Raw genomic sequence first — 21,975 nt, 5'->3', positions numbered from 1 at the left:
AAGAGCATGGAGAAGAGATTTTCAAACATGTCAAGAATCGCCCTGTCACCAGCTACCGTGGCCATCGTTGGTCTGGGAAAGATCGGTTTGCCCCTGGCCGTGCAGTATGCTCGCCACGGCTGGCATGTCATTGGCTGTGATGTGAATCCTCACGTGATTGAGCAGATCAATGCTGGTCGCTCTCACGTTCACGAGGAGCCTGGCCTGGAGGAGGCCGTGGCCAAGCTGGTCCAGGAGGGACGCTTGCGCGCTACGAGCGATACAACGGCAGCTGTGCGTCAGGCACGCGCCGTTGTGGTGATCGTTCCGGTCCTTATCGATGCCGCCCATTCCGCCAATTTTACAGCGCTGGATGCCGCCACTCGCGCAATTGGTAGAGGGCTACAGCCCGAGACCCTGGTGCTCTATGAGACGACCTTGCCAGTGGGCACAACTGCCCGCCGCCTGGCCCCGCTGCTGGAGAGCGAGTCTGGCCTGCAGGCTGGCTCTGAGTTCTGGCTAGCCTATAGTCCCGAGCGGGTCTCTTCCGGCACCATCTTCCGCGATCTGCGTCTCTATCCCAAGGTTGTGGGGGGGATCAATCCCCCCAGCACGGAGATGGCTGTAGCCTTCTATCGCTCAGTGCTCGACACCTCTGACATTATTGTCATGCCATCGACGGACGATGCTGAGTTCGTGAAGCTGATCGAGACGACCTATCGCGATGTGAACATTGCCCTGGCTAACGAGTTCGCGCGCTTCGCCGATGCCCACGGTCTGGATGTGCAAGCAGCGATCGCCGCCGCCAATAGCCAGCCGTATTCCCATATCCATACACCAAGCGTTGGCGTCGGTGGCCACTGCATTCCCGTCTACCCCTACTTCCTGCTGGCCGGCGCAGAAGAAGTCGACGAGCAGGCTGCTGGCTTCGCTCCGCTGCTTCAGCTGCCTCGCCAGGCTCGCGCCATTAACGATAGCATGGCGACCTATGCCGTCCGGCGCCTCGAAATGGCTCTCGGTTCCCTACACGGGCAAACGATCCTGATTCTGGGTATCGCTTACCGCGGCGATGTACGCGAGCTGGCTTTTAGCAGCGCTGTTTTGCTGCGTCTAGCCCTGGAGCAACGGGGGGCGCGCGTGCTCGCTGACGATCCGCTCTTCAGCTCTGAGGAAATCCAGGCCGCTGGCTATACTCCCTTCTCTCCTTCAGAGGCGGCTACGGTGAACGCCATTATTTTGCAAGCAGCCCACACAGCTTATCGTTCTTTTGACTTTCGTCCCTTTAGCCGCTGCCAGGTGGTGCTCGATGGTCGCCAGGCCTGGCACAGGCAACGCTCCACCATTGAGACGCTCGGGATACGTTATCTGGCGATTGGCGATGGCAGCCCAGGCCGGAGAAAGCAGAGGCCGCTGGCGGCCTCCCACTGTGGCGAGGCTACGGCCTCTCGTCAGGAAACAGCAGCAACCACGCACCATTGTCCAGAAAGCGCTCTTTAAGAGACTGCGATGTTGACCCACTCGTATAGCTCTCATTCTCGCAGTGTTGAAGATGAGGAATAAAACGATCTATGGCGTATATTCTCTTTCTAACCCTGTATTATCCCCCCGAGAAAGGGGCCGCAGCTTCACGCATCAGCCAATATGCTGAGCATCTTGTGCAGCGAGGCCATCAGGTCACAGTCCTGACAACTGTGCCGAATTATCCGACCGGCGTGGTTCCCCCTGAGTACCGTGGGCACCTGCTCCAGGAGGAAACACGGGCAGGTGTGCGCGTGGTGCGCGTCTGGAGCTACACGAGTCCCAACCGCGGCTTCCTGCGGCGCATCCTGGCACATCTCTCCTTTGGTTGCCTGGCTCCGATTTTGGGGGCGCGCGCCGTCGGTCGCCCGGATCTGCTGATTGTCGAGTCGCATCCGCTCTTTAATGCCATCGCCGGGCGTCTGCTCGCCCGCTGGAAAGGCAGCCCCTATGTGTTCACGGTCTCGGACCTCTGGCCTGAGTCAGCGGTTCAACTTGGCGTCCTACGTAATCGCCTGCTGATCCGCCTGGCCGAGTGGCTGGAATGGTCCTCATACGAGCGCGCCAGCCTGGTCTGGGTTCTTACCGAGGGGATACGTGATCAGCTACTGCGCCGCGGTCTGGCCGCTGAGAAGGTTTTCTTCTTGACGAACGGCGTTGACACGAGCAAGTTCTTTCCTCGCCCACAGGCCGAGGCCCGTCAGCACCTGGGCTGGGAAGAGTCGTTTACTGTGCTCTACGCTGGCACTCTTGGCATCTCTCATGGTTTAACTACTGTATTGGAGGCCGCCGAGCAACTGCGCTCCTATCCAGCCATTCGCATTCGTCTGGTCGGGGACGGCGGTGCCAAGCCCGAGCTACTGGCCGAGGCACGCCGCCGCGGACTGGAGAATGTCATCTTCATGGACCCATTCCCCCATGAGCAAGTCCCCTTGCTACTGGCCGCCGCTGATGCTTGCCTGATCATGATGCGCAAGCTTCCTCTCTTTGAGGGCGCCTTGCCCTGCAAGATGTATGAGGCCCTGGCCTGCGGGCGCCCGATTCTGCTAGCTGTCGATGGCGAGGCCCGCCGGTTGGCGGAAGAGGCCGGCGCCGCTATTTTCGTCGAACCGGAGAATCCCACTGCTCTGGCGCAAGCAATTGTGCAGCTCTATGAGCAGCCGGCCCTGGCCCAGGCTCTCAGCACCCGCGGTCGCGCGCTGGCCGAGGAGCGCTTCGACTATGACCAACTCTGTGCCCGCCTCGACGCTCAAATCGCCGCCTTCCTGCCATCCTCCTCCTTCACTTCTTCAGAGCCAAAACAGCAACAGCAAAGACAGCAAGAATATGATGACAATAAATCGATGTCATATAGATAGACAGATAGAAGGTAGTAGATGCCTGGTTCAGGAGAGAAAGGAAGAAACATATGCTGAAAGAACAGGAATATCAGCAACAGAGTGAACCGGTACCAAGGCGAAGTTACCAGGGGAATACTGCTACTCTCACTTTGTCCGCAGCTTCTCATTGCGAGCAGGGACAGCTCAGCCGGCGAACGAGACGGCGTCTCTCCAGCAGCGACTGGCGGCTTATCCTGATTGGCGGCGATAGTTTACTGCTGCTGGTTACCTTCACCCTGCTGATAGTACGTAATCAGCCACCCGTCGAAAGTAGTAGTCGCCTGATCATGCCGTGGGAGATGCATCTGGCCTGGATTGGCTGCGCCGCTCTTCTCTGGGGCTTTGCAGCCCGTTTGACACGCGCCTACGACCTCAACGGAATGTCAAGCCGCCTGGTTAGCCCTTTACGGGCTATGATCACGCTGCTTCTGTTGGCTGGCCTCTGGTTTGCTCTGAGTGCCACGCTGGAAGGCCGCGCCTTGCACTCCCTATTGCTGACAACCCTCTCCTTTACCAGCGTCAGCCTCCCCCTCATCGCCTGCTGGCGCCTCGCCATTGCCCAATGTTTGCATCTGCCTCCCTTCCGGCGCCAGGGAGTGATTGTCGGGATTAGCCCCATCGGGGAAGCAATTGCGCGAGAACTGCAGGCCGCGCCCCGACGCTCGACCATCGATATTGTGGGCTACATCTCATCAGCAGAGGAGAATCTGCAGGCCCAGGCCGAGTTCGAGCGAGCGCTGCCTTTGCCTGTGCTTGGCGGACGCCTCATGCTGCAGCGCCTAATTGAGCAGCAAGCCATCGACGTCCTGATTATGGCAACCGAGTATCAGGAGAATCCAGCCCTGGTGCAGGAGGCCATCACTGGAACCCACCTGGGGATCTCGCTCGTCCCTGCCCTTTGCGTCTATGAGAACGTCAGTGGGAAGATTCCTGTGGAGCAGATCGGAGGACAATGGTATATCGCCCTGCCAGGCGCCAACCTCTCTCCTCTCTACCTCTGCTGGCGCAAATTACTCGATCTCACTTTTGGCCTGATGGGATCGCTGTTGCTTCTCTTACTGCTTCCCCCCCTCTCGCTGCTGATCCGCCTGGACTCGCCCGGACCCATCTTTCACTGCCAGGAGCGCTTGGGGAAGAATGGACGCAAGTTTAAGATGTACAAATTTCGCTCCATGCGCGTCGATGCCGAGCCAGAAGGAAAGGCCCAGTGGGCTAGCTACAACGATGCCCGGGTGACACGCATTGGGCGCTTTCTGCGGGCCACTCACCTGGATGAGCTTCCCCAGGTACTCAATATTCTGCGCGGGGAAATGAGCCTGATCGGCCCACGACCCGAGCGGGAAGAGTTCGTCACCGTCTTGGAAAAAACTATTCCCTTCTATCGCTGCCGGCTGAGCGTTCCCCCGGGCCTGACAGGCTGGGCTCAGGTCAAATACCACTATACTTTTACGAGTCAACAAGCCCTGGAAAAATTGCAATACGATCTTTACTATATCAAACATCAATCATGCATACTGGATATTCTTATTCTTTTGAGAACAATCATTGAAGTGATTAAACTGCGGGGTATCTAAGTGGTGTGGATACAGGAGCCAGCGATCGCAGTTGGTACCTTCGACGAGAAGAGGCAGGCAGCCAAGAAAGCAGGTAAAGAAGTAGACGCGGTCTCTGGGAAGAAGAGGAGGCAGCCCTGGCATCGCCCGGTACCAGATCTGCTTATGCAGAGAGCAGGACCTTCTTACCACTCTTTCCCGAGAAGTTTACCATTTGCAGCCAGGATCGATACATATAACAACGAGAGCAAAGACAGGGCAAAGGTATCTGCAAGAGAGGAACACTTAGAATGACGATTGCTCAGTACGCAGCCGTGCTGGCCAAGCGCTGGTGGCTGGTTGCCATCTGCTGCGTGGCGGTCGGCTCTGGGGCCCTGATCGCCAGCAAGCTGATGACTCCCCTCTACCAGGCGTCGGTCCTTATGCAAGTCACCGTCCGCACAGGCAACAATTTAGCTGATTATAATAATCTCCTGGCCAGTGACCAGCTCGTCGATACTGAGGCGATGCTGATCACCAGCCAGCCAGTCTTGACAGAAGTGGCTTCTCATTATCCAGGCCTGAGTGCTTCCGCTCTGGCCTCGCGCGTCTCCGCTACTACAGAGACAAATACCCAGTTGTTCAAGGTCTCCGTCCTGGATGAGAGCCCGACACGGGCCGCGGCTTTGGCTAATGATATCGCTCAGACATTTATCAAGCAGCAAGACGCTGCTATTCAACAGGATAATCAGCGTTCCCAGCAACAGCTACAACAAGAGCTTAGTTCTACAGAACAGCAAATCAATAGCGTCAGTAATCAAATTACTAAAATTGAGAGTACCACGAGCGACCAGCAGCAGATCAGTGTCCTGCAATCTCGCCTTAAGGCCCTGCAGGACCGCTATTCACAGCTCCAAGATGCTCTTGTCCAGCTAGAGCTGACAGAAGCGGAAAACGGGAATATTCTGCGCATTGTCCAGCAGGCCACACCTCCGACGAGCCCGTCTCAGCCCCGTGTCTTGCTCAATGTTGGGGCAGGACTGGTAACCGGCCTTCTGATTGGTGTGCTGCTGGCACTGCTCCTGGAGCAGCTTGATACGCGCGTGCGCACCGGCGAGCTGCTGGCTCAGCTCTTTGGCTATCCCGTCCTCGCGACCGTCTGGCGAGTACGCTCCTCGGAGGAGAAGGAGGTCTTTAACCCCAAGGAGCATGCCGGCCTCATTGAGTCTTACCGCATCCTTCGCACCAATATCGGCTTCTGCTCCATCGATACGCCCGTCAACTATCTCTTGATCACCAGCTCTGTCCCAGGAGAGGGGAAGAGCACGGTCGCAGCGAATCTGGCAATCTTTATGGCGAAGGCAGGAAAACGCACCCTGCTTGTGGATGCCGACATGCGCCGTCCAATGCTCCATCGCCTCTTTGGGATCTCTGCCGCTGAAGCTGGCCTGAGCAGCGCCATTATGGCCATGAGCCAATCTTCCACGACTCCTCTGCCAAGTGTCTCGTCTTCACGCAAGCGCCCAACTGAGCAAGGAGGCATTCTCGATAGCTTCCTCTATGAGACCAGTACTGCCAATCTCTGGCTGATGCCAGCCGGGCATCTGCCACCGAATCCTCCCGAGCTACTGGATTCGCAGGCCATGCGTAACTTGCTGTCGAACCTGGCAGACTACTATTTCGACATCGTGATCTTCGATGCACCGCCGCTGTTGGGCCTGGCCGATGCCAGTATCCTGGCCTCACGAGTCGACAGCGCTCTGTTGGTGGTCGACATCACCCGCGCCCGGAAGGAGCATATCCGCCAGGCGCGAGCTCTCCTGCGTCAGACAGGTGTACGTATCATCGGCTGCGTCGTCAACAAGCAGCAACAGCAGCGCGGCAGTATCACCCCCTACTACTATCAGGCCGCAGGCGACGAGCAGAGCGAGCAGTCAGGGGCAGCACTTGCCAGCAGCCGCTGGGGTCAGGATCACCCGCAGGCCGCTCTGGCCGAGCGAGAACTCTCGCCAGCATTGCCACGGGGAGTAAGCCAGCTTTCGCCCACTCCACAGCCGAGAGGACTGGCAGCAACGGCTAGCCAGCAACGTTCAGGCTTGGGACAGCCACCGACGGAGCCGGCCACTCCCGCTCAGGTCCAACGGGTCATGACTTCTACGGCAGGAGTCGGATCTGGGGCAGATGGGAAAAGCTCGCCGGTGCCAGCCCGCCCTCGTCTGACACGTGAGCGTCTCGCTAGCCCCAACGCTCCCACTGCAGGGGAGGCAGCTGAAAGCCCCGCTCCGCCTCCAGGACAGCGCGGTTCCGATATCACTGATTTGAAAACGCTGGAGATGCCTTCGATAGAACCACATAGACAGCGCGGAGAGCGATAAGAGAGGCTATGAGCATCGTTCAGAAGACAACACAGCGTTCAGCGTCAAGCGAGCGTGGAGGGAGGGGGTTGATCACTCCCTCCACAGGGCTTATTGCTCTCCTTATCGGAGCTTTGATTGTAGTGGGCATGGTGGAGGTTTTCGCCCCTTTGCTGGTTGGCACTGTGATTCCCTCAACCAGCGTGACTCGTCAGGCCGCTTCGATGGCAACCGCGTTGATCACCGGGCTGCTGTTTTTGGCTTTGCTGCTTTACCTGCGCTGCGACGAGATCCTGACGGTGACCGTCGCCCTGGTTCATCTCTACCTTGATTTCTATATGTCCCTCATCGCGACGGCTCAGCTGCTCGCGCTTGCCCTTTTGCTGGTCTTTTTCCTCGGTCGCTCCCAGCAGCGCCCCTGGGTGGAGCCTCGCCCGCTCTGGCTCTGGCTCCTCTTTTTGGGCTTGACCCTCTTTCCCGCCCTGCGCGGAGCCACTAATCTGGATGACGCCCTCTTCTACTATCCCAATATCATTGTCGGCTCCTTCCTCTTCTTCTGGCTGGGTCTCAATACGGCGCGCAATCTGAAAAGCCTCTGGCTGGTCCTGGAGTTCCTGGCAGCCGTCGGCGCTCTGATCGCCGTTCATACAATTGTCATCGCACTGACAGGTAAATTTCTCCTGGGCACTTCCCTCCACGATCCTTTTCTGAAGAGCGTTTCGAATTTTACTCTCGGTGATACCGGCGTCCAGCGCGTAGGGGGATTCTTTATCGATCCGAACTGGAATGGAACATTCTTCGCCTTTGTCCTCTTCATTCCACTGGGTCTCTACGCGCATAGTCGCTTCTGGCTGGCCCGCCTGCTCTATCTTGGTGAAGCGCTGGTGATCGGTCCGGCATTGCTCTTCACGTTCAGCGGTGGTGCCTGGGTAGCCGCCTGCTGTGGCCTGGTTTTCTTCTTGCTCTTTGTGGACAGCTGGAGATTGCGCCTGCAGATCGCCTTGAGCATCTTCCTCGTCTCACTGATTCTGATCCTCTTCTTCTCTGATCAACTCCAGCTCCTCTTCGCCCACCTGACAGGCCAGGGGGAGCTATCGCTGCGCTTGGGCGCCTGGGAAACGGCCTTGAATGTCATCATGGCTTACCCGTTCACGGGGGTGGGCTTCGGCTTGAGTATCTATATGCAGGACTCGGCCCCCTATCGCTCGCCGCTCCAGTATGTGCCTCTGGCTCATCCCCACGATTCCTATCTGGAATTCGGAGCAATGGGCGGCCTCCCCGTATTGGTGGCCTTCCTCGCCCTCCTGATTTGCTACCTGTGGAAAGCCTGGTGCACCTGGCGACTGTGCGATCAGCGCCAGCGCGCTTTGCTCGCCGGTGGCCTGGCTGCGGTCGGAGCGCTGTGCATCAATAGCATCAGTATCAATGGCTGGACTCTGCCACCGCTGGCCTGCTTCGGTTGGCTGATGCTTGGCCTACTCTCTTCTCCTCTGCTGCTGGCCAGCCTGGCCTCTCATTCTGCTACGAAGGATACACCTGCACCTATGCGCGAGTCATGATATATCATCCGATCTCTTCGATCTGACAGATGCATTTCTGGAGAAAATCAATGTCTATCTCTTATGAATATGAAAAAGTGCGTAGCGGTAGTGAGCATCAGGAAGGTGGCTGGCCTCAGCAGCCCGGCCCCTACCCTACGGCGGTGCTAAAGCATTGCCTGAGCCAGAGTAATCCGCTGGTTACCAGCACGGCTGCCCTGCAAACAGCCTGCCGCGCCCTGACCCATTGGAACCGCTCTCTAGTGGGCGGTGATCACCGGGAAAGGGATCTCTTCCTCGAAGATGCCAGGCGCTTGCTCGCTCTGGAGCAGCCTCTCGGCAACGGCGCAGGCGGCTGGCCGCTCGTCTTGCTCCGACCAGGTGGAGGCCCCACGCTTTGCCTCTCCGCTCCTGTGCAGAGCTGCGTCCTGGCCGTCTTGCTGCGCGCTCTGAGCATGACAGGTGATCAGGCGTATATGCTGGCCCTGGAGCGCTGCCTGAAGACTTTCCATTGCGATATTCTGGATGGAGGCATCTACTCCCCCCTCTATGCTGATGGGATCTTCTTTGAAGAGCTGGCCATTTATCCAGCCACCCATAGCTTCACTGGCATGGCATTGGCTTTGCTCAGCCTCCATGAACTGATAGAGTATTGGCCCGCCTGTGAGGAGGTAAGTCGAGAGCTATACCAACGAGCACTGACTACCTTTGAACGGAGCCTGTGTGAGTTCGCTGGACGTTTCTGGCCCTATCGCGACCTGGCTACGCGCTGCCTGGTTACAGCCCAGGAGCTGGCTCTCCAGATTGCTTTGCTGGATGCTTTGGCAGCCTCGACAAAGAGCGAGGTTTGCGTTCGCGCCCGCCAGCACTGGCAGCACTATTCAGAGAGCTGGCTGCGCCGCCTGCGCTCCCGCTGGTGGCACGCCCGACACTCCTTGAGCGCGCGCCTTTGGCGCTTCTGGCAACCTCGCCTCTTTCCACGTCCGGCGAGCACTCCCAGTCAACTGCGCGTCTGCGTCCCGCTCCCGGCCTTCCCAGCCATTGGCGGAGTCCTCACCGTCCTGGAAGGCATCGAAGAAGCGACGCAAGGCCACTGGCGCATGGAATACCTCACCCGAGCCATTACCGACCAGGAGACCGGTAAATATGTCATTCACCGTTTTGGCCGCTCCTGGATGGGCGCCTCTCACTTTCCATTTGTCTGGTTCTATGTTTTGACTGGCGCCGCCAGGCTCTTCGCCTTGCTGCGTCAAGGGACCGCCTTCGATCTCGTCCTGCCGCAGGATGCCGTCTTCTCTGCCTTGCTTTCCGCTCCGCTGGGTCATCTGGCTGGCGCGCGCGTGGTTTGCATCGATCATGGCCATTTGACCCTGCTTCAGGAGGACATTCATCCACTCCACCTGGCCGAGCGTCGGCGCCTGCTCGCCCACCGCAGCCGCCTGCGTCGCCTCATCGGGCGCCTGCAGGAGTGGTGCTACTGGCCCTCCTATCGCTTGATGCTCCGCTTAGCAGCCCGGCGCGTTGACCAGTATCTGGTACCAGGTGTCCCAGGCGATGGCGTGGAGACGATGGCGGCGCGCTTCGGCATCCCCGCCAGCCGCGTGGTACGCTTCGCCAGCATGGTCAATATCGAACGCTACCCAGTGCCCTCAGAGGAGGAACGCGCAGGCCGCCGCCAGGAATATGGATTCAGACCGGACGATATGGTGGTGGCGATCGCCTGCCGCCTCACACCAGAGAAAGGCCTCGATCTCGCGCTGGCAAGTCTGGCTCGCGCCCTGGAGCGGTTAAAGCCAACAGCCCGCGCCAGAGTGCGCCTGATTATCGCCGGAGATGGACCTCTGCGCCAGGAGCTTGAGCGAACGATCGATCGGCTCCAGCTCCATGACCATTGCGCTCTCTGGGGCGAGCTGTCTGCACCAGAGATTGCCCGTCTCCTGTCGATCAGCGATATTTTTCTCTACACTAGTACCCGCGGAGCCTGCTTCTCAATGGCCGTGTTGGAGGCAATGGCCGCTGGCTGTGCTGTGATTGCTTCAACTCGCCCTCCCTCAAATGCCTTGCTGCTCGCAGAGGGACGCGGCATTGCCGTGAGACCGGCAGATACCGAGGAGACAGCGAACGCCCTCGTGCGCCTGCTTGACAATCCTGCTCTCTGCCGCCAGATGGGGCGGGCAGCCAGAGCCTATATCGCCACTCAGCATAGTCCGGAGACTTTCCGCAGGGCTCTGCTCCGGGCTTCTGGCTGGGCAGCGTTGGAGCAGCTCCTTACAGAAACGGTGGCCCGTAACGGCCTAGAGGGGGAAGTTGAGGATTGAAGCCAACAACACAACAGCCCTATCCAGCCTACCCGGGGCCGCAGTATCCACAGTACGCGCCGGGCTATCAGCCAACACCAGCGGTGCAGATAGCACGACCAGTCCAGCCGGCACAGCCAGCGATGGCAGCCCCACCAGCTGCGCCAGCCTCGCCGACGACGTCGGGACCCACTACTCCAGCACCAGCCCAAGAGAAGAGCAATGGCTACGTGGGTCAGCTGCGTACCCTGGTGAAGAGCAGTGGGATCTATGCCCTCTCTTCTCTGGCAGGCCCTCTGACCTCGCTTGTGCTGGCCCCACTCCTGACACACACTCTCTCGCGCGACGAGTATGGCGCCCTCTCCGTGCTGCTCGCGGCCATTTCGCTGATCGCCGGCATCACACAGCTCGGCTTAGGGAATGCCTTCTTCCGCGCCTATGGCTACGACTACGAATCACGCCGCGAGCGACTGCGCGTGCTTTCGACCGTAGTAGGGCTGCTCCTGGCGATCTCGATCGCGGTAACGCTAGCCATGTCGCTAGGCGCGGCCTTCATCGCCCTGCTCCTCTTCCAGTCACCCCTCCTGACAGCGCCAGTACAGGCAGCCGCCCTGGTAGTATTGCTGCAGAATTTGAGCGTGCCGGGCCTGGCCTGGCTGCGAGCCGAGAACCGCCCTACGCTCTATGCGACCCTTTCAATCGCCAATCTACTCGTGGGCCTTGTCGCAACCTTACTCTACATAGGACCATTGCATCTGGGCATGACCGGGGCCTTGCTGGGCACGGCCAGCGGATATGCCATCGTAGTTTTCAGTATGCTGCCGGTGATCCTCTGGGAAGCGGGCTTGACTTTTGACCGCGAAATGGCGCGCAATATGTTGTCCTTTGGCGTGCCCCTGGTGGCAAGCTTCGTGTCTGTCTGGGTGCTGCAGCTCTCGGACCGCTATCTGCTGAGTCGCTTTGGCTCACTGGCGGAAACTGCCAGCTACTCGATCGCCTATACGCTGGGCAACGTCTTGGGCGTACTGGTCATCTCCCCTTTCAATCTGGCCTGGCCGACGACGATGTTCTCCGTGGCGCGTCGCCGCGATGCCCCCCAGATCTTCAGGTTGATCTTCCGCTGGTTCAGCGTCGTCCTCCTGGTAGCCGCCTTTGGCCTCTCGCTGGCCGGGAAATTTTTGCTGGAAGTCCTCTTCCCAGATAGCTATCATGGAGCCTCGCCCGTGATCTCATTGGTGGCCATGTCTATGGTCTTCTACGGCATCTACAATGTTTTCAATGTAGGAATATCGATAAAGAGAAAAACATGGTACGCAGTGGTTCTTACGGCAGAGGCAGCCATTTTTAACGTGGTGTTGAATGTGTTGCTTATTCCACTCACTGGTGCACTAGGAGCAGCCTTCTCGACACTGGTGGCCTATGCGTTCCTCTCGCTCCTGGCCTACCTGGTGAATAACCAGATGTACCCTGTGCCCTTCGAGATCGGTTTCTTTCTCAGCGCACTGGCCATTGGGATCGCTCTCTACTTCATCGCAGCCTTCCTGGCCCAAGGCCTTGATCCGTTGAGTAGCGCCGTCCTTTATGGACTGATCTGGTTGGCCTATGTTGTCATTCTGCTGCTATTGGCACGCCTGCCACTGCGGCAGCTCTCCCGTCTGCGCCATTCCTTTCCCGGAAGGAGTGTAAAAAGAAGTCTATGACTATGTTATCTGAAGCTCAAGATGTGGCTGCTGGCCTCTCGCCACTTTTTCAGGGGCAGCGCGTCGTCATGCTCAGGTTTGCTCCGGCCCGCGGCGATGCGCGTCTGTGGCGCACTGCCACTGCTCTGAAGGAGGCAGGTCTGCAGGTTACAATTGTGGATGTTGTCGGGTCGCGCTCCTCCCCCCATGAGGAGATTCACCAGGGGATCAGGCTGAAGCATATCGTCATGCCCGCCTGGTTTATCCCAGCGCGTTTTAAGCCCTGGTTTCTGGTCAAACTACTCCGCATCAATGTACTGAGCACTCTCCATCTCCTTCGAGAAGAGGCCGACATCTACCATTCATTTGTGGAGCATGCACTACCCGCCGCCTATGTGGCAGCCAGACTGCGACGTAAGCCCTTGATCTTTGATTCACCAGAGTTGCCGCTGGCAGATCGAGCGGTCCAGCGTTGGCCGCGCCTCCTCGCCATTGCACGGCGGGTGCTGAGCTACCTTGTGAGGCGCAGCCAGGGGGTGATCGCTGTCTCTCCCCCCATTGTCTCCCTCATCGAGCGCGAGTATGGCGGACAGCGTGTCACACTCCTGCGCAATGTGCCACCCTACCACCAGGTTGCGCGCACCAATCTTCTCCGTGAAAAATTAGGCTTATCCAATGCTACCCGTATTGCCCTCTATCAGGGGAATCTTCAGGAAAACCGTGGCCTTGATCTGCTTGTGCGAGCTGCTCCATTTTTAGAGCCAGACGTCGTGATTGTCATGCTCGGGGCAGCTCGCGAGCCGACACATCAGAAACTGCAGAAACTGATCGCCGAGCTTGGGGTGGAGCAACGTGTGAAACTGCTGCCTCCCGTTCCCTACGAGGAACTCCTGGCCTGGACTGCCTCAGCCGATCTCGGCCTGACCTTGCTTCCGCCTGATTACTCACTGAGTATTCGCTACTGCCTGCCCAATAAGTTCTTCGAGTACTTGATGGCAGGGCTTCCCGTACTCAGCTCTCAGCTCGATGTGATTGCCGAGCTGATTCAGGCCCACGAGTTGGGAGTCGTCGAGCCATCACGTGATCCGGCTACCGTCGCCACTACCATCAATCGGGTCATCCACGATCAGAAGGCACTGGAGCGCATGAGAGAGCACGCCCTCGAGATCGCTCGCCGCGAGTTCAACTGGAACCGCGAGCAATTTCATCTATTCGAACTCTATCAGGCACTGCTGCCAGCAAGATCGGCCAGCGCCCTAGCGCCACAGCGGGAGGGATCACTTTGAGAGAGTTGGTAGTCAATCAGCACACCAATCGGGCTGCCGAGACCTCACGGGGCAAGCCCCCAGGGAGCCTATCCCCTCTGCGGGTCTGTATGCATGTGCTGGGCCAGGGCAAGAGCGATGTACGAGTAATGCGGGCCGCAACCGCTCTGAGCGCCGCCGGGTGCCATGTCAGCGTGGTCGATCTGGAGTCGCAAGAGCAACCTGCGCGTGAGGAACTCCAGGGCATCACTCTGCAGCACGTACGGCTGGCCCCCGAGTTCTTCTCGTCTCGTTTCAAGCACCGCGCCTTGCTGAGGGCTGCCTCACTCTTCGTACGCGGTACATGGCAGGTGCTGAGCACAGACGCCGATGTCTATCATGCTCACGATGTTGCCGCTTTGCCAGCTTGCTACCTGGCCTCGCGCCTGCGCCGGAAACAACTGATCTTTGAGGCTCACGAGATGCCTCTGGAGGAGCATCCCCTTTCCTCCATGAGCCGGGGGCGACGGTTGCTTCACCATCTGCTGACCCTGCTTATGAAAGGTATGATTCCCGCCAGCGATGGCGTGATCACCGTCTCTCCTCCGATCGTCCAGGAGCTTCAGCGCCGCTATCGGATCAAACGCCTGGCCCTGGTGCGCAATATTCCTCCCTATCAGCAGGTAACACCCAGTAAGCGGCTGCATGAGGCTCTTGGCCTGGCACCTCAGATACGCCTGGCTCTCTATCAAGGACGCCTCCAGGCCAATCGCTCGCTGGATCTCCTCGTCAAGGCCGCCCGCTACCTCGATCCCGAGATTGTCATCGTGCTCTTGGGGAAAGGACTGGGCAACGCTGCCGAGGAGCTGGAGCAGCTGATTGAGACAGAACAGGTCGGCAACCGCGTGAGGCTCTTGCCCGCCGTCCCTTATGCCGAGCTGCTGAGTTGGACGGCCTCGGCAGATCTGGGTCTGCTGGTCGCCTCGCCCGACTATTCGCTGAACGTGCAGATGTTCCTGCCCAATAAGCTGTTTGAGTACATCATGGCCGGCGTCCCCGTGTTGACCTCAGCCCTGCCAGCGGTCGTGGAGCTCGTGCAGACCTACGGCCTGGGTGAGGTGGTCAGCGATCTCACTCCTGAAGCCATCGCCAGGACCATTAACAGGATGCTTGCCCAACCGCAGAGGCTGGCCACTATGCGGCAGAACGCTCTACAGGCAGCCTCCGCCGATCTACATTGGGAGAAGGAACAGGAAAACTTACTGTACCTCTACCAGCAGATCAGCAAACGGTGAAAGCGAAAGACTATCAAGCCTATCCATTTAATACTAGAAGTAGGTAGAAGAGCAGTGGAAGATTTTACTTTGCAGGGTTATCGTCAACTCCTCTTGGCCTTCGCAAGCCAGGGTTATCGTTGCTCGCTTTTCGATGATCTGGAAGAGCGACTAGAGCATGGAGAGCGTATACTACTACTAAGACACGATATCGATATTAGCTTAAAAGCAGCGTTAGAGCTTGCCCGAGTGGAACACGAGTCTGGCTTCCAGGCCACGTATTTTGTGATGTTGTCGTCTCCATTTTATAATGTACTAAGTACAGAAAGTGCTCGTCTTCTGGAGCAGATTCACAATTATGGGCATGACATCGCCCTTCACATTGATTTGCAGGATTATCATGGTCAGCACCTCGATGTTGTTCACGAAATAGAGATCCTGGCTCACTTTTACCCCTATGTCAAACGAACTATTGCGAGTGTGCACAGTCCGCGTACACTCGCCAGCATTCCGGTAGAAGAGGCCAGGCCGATCTATACGGTCTACCATTTAGCTCAGCGGGGCGACCTTGCCTATATCAGCGATTCGACAGGACGCTGGCGTTATGGCCATCCCCTGCAGTCGGCGGCCTTTCGGGAGGGGAAGGCGATTCAGCTCCTGACACACCCCATCTGGTGGGTAGCCGAGGGAGCAACTCCCAGGCAGAAGCTGGAAAGCTGGCTCTATCACAGCTATGAGGGAAACCTGGAGCTGGCCAAAACCTTTCTTCCCAAGCTTTTCGGCCAACAGGAGGCCGAGACAGCCTAGTCGCTAGAGAGGGAAGCCCCAAGAGCGGCGAGACCAGGGCCGGTAGCTGTGCCGGCCCTGTAGTTGCCCTGGAGGTCAAGCAGGGAGCGATGAGTGTATGAGGCAGGTGCATCACTGGCAGAGGCGTGCCCTCGTGCTGCTCAGTGCATCAGTTATGGTCATCCTGGCAGGAATAGGTTGGCTGCTGCATCCCTGGTGGTTGATCACCCACTCACCGCTGGTTTCGCAGCTGACAACCAGCAGCCCGCGCTTTGCCAGTTCCAGCGGGCAGGATAGCCGTTTCAAAGACCTGCACCTGATTGGCGGCTTCACCGTTGGAACCCCTGCCGAGGTTGCAGAGGCCGCGGCTTTGGGGATACAAGTTGTCTTTGAGTACGGTGATCCACCCTCACCAGAGAGCGAGCTAGGGCGAGCGCTCCAGGCCGCGCATATGCAGGTCATCGACGGCTATATCTCTAGCTACCTGCAGTATTACGAGTGCCACCGTACCAAAACGGTCAAGCCGCCACCACCCGGGGCTCATCCTTACTGCGGGCGGGACTCGGTGCCGATTGCAAGTGAAGAGGCCTTGCTCCAGCTGGTCAGACGGCATCTCGAAGAGACTCAGTCTAATCCGCTCATTCTGGGGTATTGGGTTCTTGATGATTGGGTGCTGTGGGACCCTGGCAGCGCCCGTGAGCTGTTAATCAAGTTTCATGAATTGATCCAGCAGTATACCCCTCAGCGCCCTGCCATCTGTGGCTTTGGCGCCTCTCCCCCTACCGGCTTCGATACCGGCTGGCATGACGAGATCGCCGCGAACTTCACCGCTGAGGGCTGCGACATGATCGGCCTCTACATCTTCACGGTCTTGCAAGCCAGGGAAGATGCCTCAGCCAGCCGCTATGACTGGTCAATGCGCAGTACCCTGAATGCCATGTTCACTAGCTTGCAGAAACGGGGCTGGAACTACGCTCAGACCCCGATGATCGGAATTGCGCAGGCCTTTGGAGGACCTTCGACTCGTGCTGGCTTGAGCTGGCCGCTCCCAAGTACCGCCGATATTGTCCAGCAAAGCCAGAGCTTCTGCCAGCATGGGGCCACCGGTATCGCTTACTACGGCTGGGACGCCAATCTCTACAGCTCGCAGACCCAAACCCCAGCCAATAACCACGCTATTCAGGAGGGCATCCGTCAGGGTATCGCTGCCTGCCAGCACATTTGGACCACAGCGAAACAGGGAACACCCCTGACAGTAGATTAGGTCCTTCAGAAAGCGGTCATCAATGCCAGTAAAGACGGTTATCATGTTCAGCCAAAAGAGCCATCCAAGAGGAGATTTCCAGCCAATAGAGCAGTATACTGTTACCTGACGTTCTTCTGTCCAACTCGTCTGAAGGCGCGCCCGCTCTCGCGCGCCGCCTGAATAGGAAGGCTGGTAGATAGGGAGGAATAGCAGGCAGGAACGAAACGTTCCAGAGTAGCTATAACCGCAACGATTCAGTCTCGTTTCAAAAGATGTACCCTCAAGGGTGCTGCCTGTCTACGCTCAATTAGCAGGCTGTCTCGACCATAGCCTCCTCCCGGGAGAGGCAAGAAATATGTGATTCTATTTGTGACAGGAGCAAACTATTTATATGGTCTTTAAGCAAGAAGAACTGTACAGCAGTAATTTCTTAGGGCCAACTATGGCAGCTAGAGATGCAATAAAGAAGATTCCCGGTAGTCTTCTGTCAAGCGAAGGGGAACAGCCACTTAGCCTATGGATCGCCGCCAGACGCGATTATCCGCGTCATGCCTGTATACCGGCTCTTGTTGCTCAACAGGCCCACGAGCACCCACTGGCACCAGCAGTAGTGACAGCGCAGACCACATTGAGCTACCAGGAGCTGAACAGGCGCGCCAACCAGCTGGCCCATTATCTGCGCGCGCACGGTGTCTATCCCGGCGTGCCCGTCGGCCTCTACCTGGAGCGCTCGCCGGCAATGGTAGTGGGACTATTGGCTATTCTCAAAGCTGGAGGGGCCTATTTGCCGCTCGATCCGTCTTATCCGCATGAGCGCGTTCGCTTTATGCTGGAGGATGCCCAGGCCCCCGTATTGGTTACGACTTCTCAGCTGGCCAGCCAGCTTGAGCGAGAAGCGGCGCTCCCTATTCGGCAGCGTGTTTACCTGGATCAAGATGCCACTCGACTGGCAGCCCAGCCAACGGGCGAGATCGCGGAGCAGCAGGCCACGGCAGATGATCTGGCCTACGTGATCTATACCTCGGGTTCAACTGGGCGCCCCAAGGGTGTGGAGGTCACGCACGATAGCCTGCTGAATCTGATTTTCTGGCACCAGCGCGCCTTCTCGGTGAGCGCTGCCGATCGGGCCAGCCAGGTGACCAGTCCGGCTTTCGATGCAACTGGCTGGGAGCTTTGGCCTTATCTGACATGCGGCGCAGCTGTCTATCTGCCTGCCGATGAGCTGCGCCTCTCAGCGCCAGCGCTGCGCGATTGGCTGCTCGAACAGGCCATCACCATTGCTTTTCTGCCAACCCCGCTGGCCGAGCGCCTGATCCAGCTCCCGTGGCCTCGCGAAACGGCTTTGCGCTTCTTGCTGACAGGGGCCGATACGCTCCATCGCTATCCCCAGCCCGGCCTGCCCTTTACCCTGGTAAACAACTATGGGCCAACCGAGGCCACGGTTGTGGCGACCTCTGGACCAGTGCCACCAGTGAGCGAGCCACTGGCAGAGCCGCCTTCCATTGGCTGGGCTATCGATAATACATCGATCTATATTCTCGACGAAGCGCTTCACCCCGTGCCCTGGGGTGCTCCCGGCGAGCTGTATATCGGTGGCCAGGGAGTAGCCCGCGGTTATCGAGGCCGTCCGGAGCTGACCGCCGAGCGTTTTCTTCCTGATCCGTTTGTTCAGCAGCCTGGGGCCCGCATGTATCGTACGGGCGATCAGGCACGTTTCTTGCCGGATGGCCAGATTGCTTTTTTGGGACGCCTGGATAATCAGGTCAAGATTCGGGGCTACCGCATTGAGCTGGATGAGATAGCGACGGTACTCAATCAGCAGCCGGGCATTACGGCCAGCGTTGTTGTCGCCCGCGAGAAGCTGCCAGGCGAGAAGCAACTCGTAGCCTACGTGGTCACCTCGCCTGAAGCAGAACTCACTCCCTCTGAGCTGCGCACGGCGCTCGCCAAGCAGTTGCCTGACTACATGCTTCCGACGATCTTCGTGCGTCTGGATACCCTGCCATTGACTGCTCATGGCAAGATCGACCGGGAGGCTCTGCCCTCACCCGAGACTGGCGAGATCCTGTCAGAAGAGGTAGGGATGGACAGTCTGGCCCCGTCTCTCTTCAAAGAGGAGGACGTGGCTCCAACCAACGCTATCGAGCAACAGGTGGCAGAGGTAGTCTGCTCGCTGCTGGGACGCTCAGCTATCGATGTGAACGCGAACTTCTTTATGCTCGGTGGCCATTCTCTGCTTGGGGCCCAGCTCATTTTGCGCTTGACCGAGCTGTTTGGAGTGCAAATCTCACTGCACACGCTCTTTACCGCTCCAACAGTACGTCAGCTCGCCGCTCGCATCGAGCAGCTACTGCTCGAACGCCTGGCCACCATGAGTGAGCAGGAGGCCCAGAGCTTGCTAGAGCAGCTTCAGAATAGCTAAGACCAGGAGAGGAGCGTTTGGTACGCCGCACTGGCCGCCAGAATACGGGGGAGAAAGCCGCCAGTACGGTTGCCAATGGAAGGAGAAGACCCAGTCGGTCTTGTTTCTGGATAAGAGGAGCCCGTGATAATTATGCAGGAACCGAGGTCGGTGACGCCACCACAGCAGCAGGAGCTACCACTAAGTCTCTATCATCTCCTTGATCCAGAGGTTCTGGCAAATCCTTATCCACTCTACCACCGCCTGCGCCGCGAGGACCCTGTTCACTGGGACCCGTTTTTGCACGCCTGGGTGGTAACACGCTACGCCGACGTTATCACGGTCTTTCAGCGCTTTTCTGCCCAACGTACGCCTACCCCGGAGCAGCTAGAGGCTATGGGGATGCAGGCCCTGACCCCCTTGGCCCGCGTGATGGTGAAGCAGATGCTGTTTCTGGACCCACCAGCTCATACGCGGGTGCGCAGCCTGGCCGCGAAGGCCTTTACTCCTCGTCGCGTAGCTGTGCTGCGCGAGCATATTCGCGATATTACGAATAGCTTGCTCGATCGCGTGCAGGCCCAGGGACAGATGGATGTGATCGCAGACCTGGCTTATCCTTTGCCCGCCATTGTGACCGCCGAGATGTTGGGAGTGCCTGCGACCGATTGGCAGCAGTTGACAGCCTGGTCCGCCGACTTCGCGCAGGTGCTCGGGAATTTCCAGCATAACCCGGACCGGGTGGCACAGGTGATTCGCAGCCTCAATGAGATGACTGCCTATTTTCGCTCTGCCATCAGGGAAATGGAGCACCATCCACGCGAGGGCCTGATCCATGCATTCTTGACCGCCGAGATCGATGGCGACCGCCTGAGCGAGGAGGAGATTATCGCTAATACGATTATTACGATGGTGGGAGGGCAGGAGACAACTACTAATCTGATCGGGAATGGCGTGCTGAGCCTGCTGCGCCACCCGGATCAGCTTGCGTTGCTGCGCGCAGATCTCTCACTGATCCCATCGGCAGTGGAGGAGTTGCTGCGCTACGAGAGTCCCAGCCAGCATACGGCTCGTCTGGCCCCCGAGGATACGGAACTGGGTGGGAAGAAGATTCGGAAGCGCGATGCCGTGATCGCGGTTATGGGCGCAGCCAATCGCGATCCAGAGCGCTTCCCCGATCCCGACCGCCTCGATATTCGACGCCAGGACAATCGCCATGTGGCCTTCGCCTGGGGCAGTCATTTCTGCTTCGGGGCTGCTCTGGCACGTATCGAGGGACAGATCGCAATCGAGCTTATTGTGCGTCGTCTGCCCGGCTTGCAGCTGGAGCCAGGCCCGCTCGTCTGGCGTGAGAATCTCGGCCTGCGTGGCCTCAAGAGTTTGCCGGTATCTTGGGAAAGGTGAGAGGTGAACGATGAGTGAGAACCACCCTGCGGTGGATGTACGACAACTACTGCTAGAGCAGCTGCGTCAGAAGAAGCTGGCCGGAGCGCCCTTGGCCCAGAGGTTGCTGACCCCCCTTCCCCGACATGAGCCAGGACAGCCTGCACCGCTCTCGTTTGGACAGCAGCAGCTCTGGTTTCTGTCTCGCCTGGCAAAGGAACCAGCCTATAATGAGTGCGTCACTGTCCACCTGCCAGGCACATTGGACCGCGAGGCCTTTGAACGCAGCTTTAATGAGTTTATCAGACGCCACGAGATCTGGCGCACAAGCTTCCCTGAAGAGAATGGTCAGCCCTTTCAGCATATTCATCCTTTCGAGCCACTGACCTTGCCTTTTGTGGATCTGCGCCACCTCCCCCCAGAAGAGCGGGAGCAAGAGGCTCAACGCCTGGCTACCGAGCAGGCTCGCCTGCCTTTTGATTTGACAAGCGGCCCCCTTTTGCGCGGTTTACTTATTCAGATTGAGGATCAACTTCATCGCCTCTACCTGACTTTACATCATATTATTTTCGATGGAGTTACTCTCTATCAGGTCTTTTTGCCGGAACTGTGGACACACTACGAAGCGTTTTGCGCCGGTCTCCCCTCACCCCAGCCTGAGCCAACCTATCAGTATGCCGACTATGCGCTGTGGCAACAGGCCACCGTCAATCAGGATTTGGTTGAGAGGCAGCTCGCTTATTGGCGAGAGACACTTGCTGAAGCGCCGGCGTTGCTTAATTTACCTACGGATTTCCCAAGACCGCCAGTCCAAAGTTTCCGTGGGGGAATGGTGCCTTTCGCGTTGAGCAGGGAGCTAACGGAGGCTCTTAAAAGGTTGGCACGTGAGGAGGGTACCACCCTTTATATGGTCCTGATGGCCTCTCTCCAGCTCTTGCTGTACCGCTACACTCGGCAGGAGGAGATCGTAGTCGGTGCAGTCTTGGGGAGCCGTGAACAACGCCCTGAGTTTGCCAGGATGCCAGGGTATTTTTTGAATACGCTTCCGCTCTCTTGCAAGCTGACAGAGAGCTTGAGCTTCCGCTCACTGCTGCACCAGGTGAAAGAGAGAGTAATAGGAGCAGTTGCCCATCAGGATATCCCTTTCAGCTACCTGGTGGAGCAGCTCCAGGTTGAGCGTTCTGCTGCGTGGAATCCACTGTTCCAGGTGGCGCTGACGCTTGAGCCGCAGCTGCCAGTACTGCCTTCGGGCTGGACGATTACACAGATGGATGTGAGTGCAGGGGCCTCCAAATTTGATCTTTCGCTGGAGGTTGATGATCGACCTGATGGGAGATTGATCGGACGCTTTGAGTACAGCAGTGACCT

General features: G+C 58.2%; 14 protein-coding genes. All 14 read left to right on the top strand.

The window, feature by feature from the left end; genetic code table 11:
- The first annotated feature begins 27 nt into the window (after positions 1-27).
- Positions 28-1,476 carry a nucleotide sugar dehydrogenase gene (locus BGC09_RS17635; RefSeq protein ID WP_069805549.1) on the top strand — a complete coding sequence of 483 codons (1,449 nt, stop codon included), beginning with the start codon at positions 28-30 and terminating at the stop codon, positions 1,474-1,476.
- A 71-nt stretch (positions 1,477-1,547) separates the two neighbouring features.
- A complete protein-coding gene (locus BGC09_RS17630; RefSeq protein WP_069805548.1) occupies positions 1,548-2,855 on the top strand; it encodes a glycosyltransferase family 4 protein in 1,308 nt (435 codons plus the stop codon).
- A gap of 50 nt (positions 2,856-2,905) precedes the next feature.
- Positions 2,906-4,450 (top strand): exopolysaccharide biosynthesis polyprenyl glycosylphosphotransferase, encoded by a 1,545-nt coding sequence (locus BGC09_RS17625; protein ID WP_069805547.1) that lies wholly within the window; start codon positions 2,906-2,908, stop codon positions 4,448-4,450.
- 269 nt (positions 4,451-4,719) lie between these two features.
- Entirely contained in the window at positions 4,720-6,783 is a 2,064-nt protein-coding gene (locus tag BGC09_RS17620) for a polysaccharide biosynthesis tyrosine autokinase (RefSeq protein WP_069805546.1), read from the top strand.
- Between the two features lie 8 nt (positions 6,784-6,791).
- Positions 6,792-8,321, top strand: coding sequence for an O-antigen ligase family protein (locus BGC09_RS17615; RefSeq protein WP_084659062.1), 1,530 nt, complete (start codon positions 6,792-6,794; stop codon positions 8,319-8,321).
- 50 nt (positions 8,322-8,371) lie between these two features.
- Positions 8,372-10,618 carry a glycosyltransferase family 4 protein gene (locus BGC09_RS17610; RefSeq protein ID WP_069805544.1) on the top strand — a complete coding sequence of 749 codons (2,247 nt, stop codon included), beginning with the start codon at positions 8,372-8,374 and terminating at the stop codon, positions 10,616-10,618.
- Positions 10,615-12,297 (top strand): lipopolysaccharide biosynthesis protein, encoded by a 1,683-nt coding sequence (locus BGC09_RS17605; protein ID WP_084659060.1) that lies wholly within the window; start codon positions 10,615-10,617, stop codon positions 12,295-12,297. The genes BGC09_RS17610 and BGC09_RS17605 overlap by 4 nt, the downstream gene beginning before the upstream one ends.
- 2 nt (positions 12,298-12,299) lie before the next feature.
- Positions 12,300-13,562 carry a glycosyltransferase gene (locus BGC09_RS17600; RefSeq protein ID WP_069805542.1) on the top strand — a complete coding sequence of 421 codons (1,263 nt, stop codon included), beginning with the start codon at positions 12,300-12,302 and terminating at the stop codon, positions 13,560-13,562.
- Positions 13,559-14,815 carry a glycosyltransferase gene (locus BGC09_RS17595; RefSeq protein ID WP_141727841.1) on the top strand — a complete coding sequence of 419 codons (1,257 nt, stop codon included), beginning with the start codon at positions 13,559-13,561 and terminating at the stop codon, positions 14,813-14,815. The genes BGC09_RS17600 and BGC09_RS17595 overlap by 4 nt, the downstream gene beginning before the upstream one ends.
- A 54-nt stretch (positions 14,816-14,869) precedes the next feature.
- Entirely contained in the window at positions 14,870-15,601 is a 732-nt protein-coding gene (locus BGC09_RS17590; RefSeq protein ID WP_141727840.1) for a polysaccharide deacetylase family protein, read from the top strand.
- Positions 15,602-15,698: 97 nt separating this feature from the next.
- Positions 15,699-16,844, top strand: a complete 1,146-nt coding sequence (locus BGC09_RS17585) for a hypothetical protein (RefSeq protein ID WP_069805539.1) — start codon at positions 15,699-15,701, stop codon at positions 16,842-16,844.
- A 373-nt stretch (positions 16,845-17,217) separates the two neighbouring features.
- Entirely contained in the window at positions 17,218-19,248 is a 2,031-nt protein-coding gene (locus BGC09_RS17580) for a non-ribosomal peptide synthetase (RefSeq protein ID WP_084659058.1), read from the top strand.
- 132 nt (positions 19,249-19,380) lie between these two features.
- The gene (locus BGC09_RS17575; protein ID WP_069805537.1) at positions 19,381-20,628 is read left to right on the top strand and encodes a cytochrome P450; all 1,248 of its coding nucleotides are present in this window, start codon (positions 19,381-19,383) and stop codon (positions 20,626-20,628) included.
- A 10-nt stretch (positions 20,629-20,638) separates the two neighbouring features.
- The coding region (locus BGC09_RS17570; RefSeq protein ID WP_245688599.1) for a condensation domain-containing protein at positions 20,639-21,975 on the top strand (1,337 nt) is incomplete at its 3' end.

Source organism: Thermogemmatispora onikobensis, from assembly GCF_001748285.1.
Lineage (GTDB): Bacteria > Chloroflexota > Ktedonobacteria > Ktedonobacterales > Ktedonobacteraceae > Thermogemmatispora > Thermogemmatispora onikobensis.
Note: the sequence above shows the minus strand (reverse complement) of the source record. Positions and strands in the feature narration are given on the sequence as shown.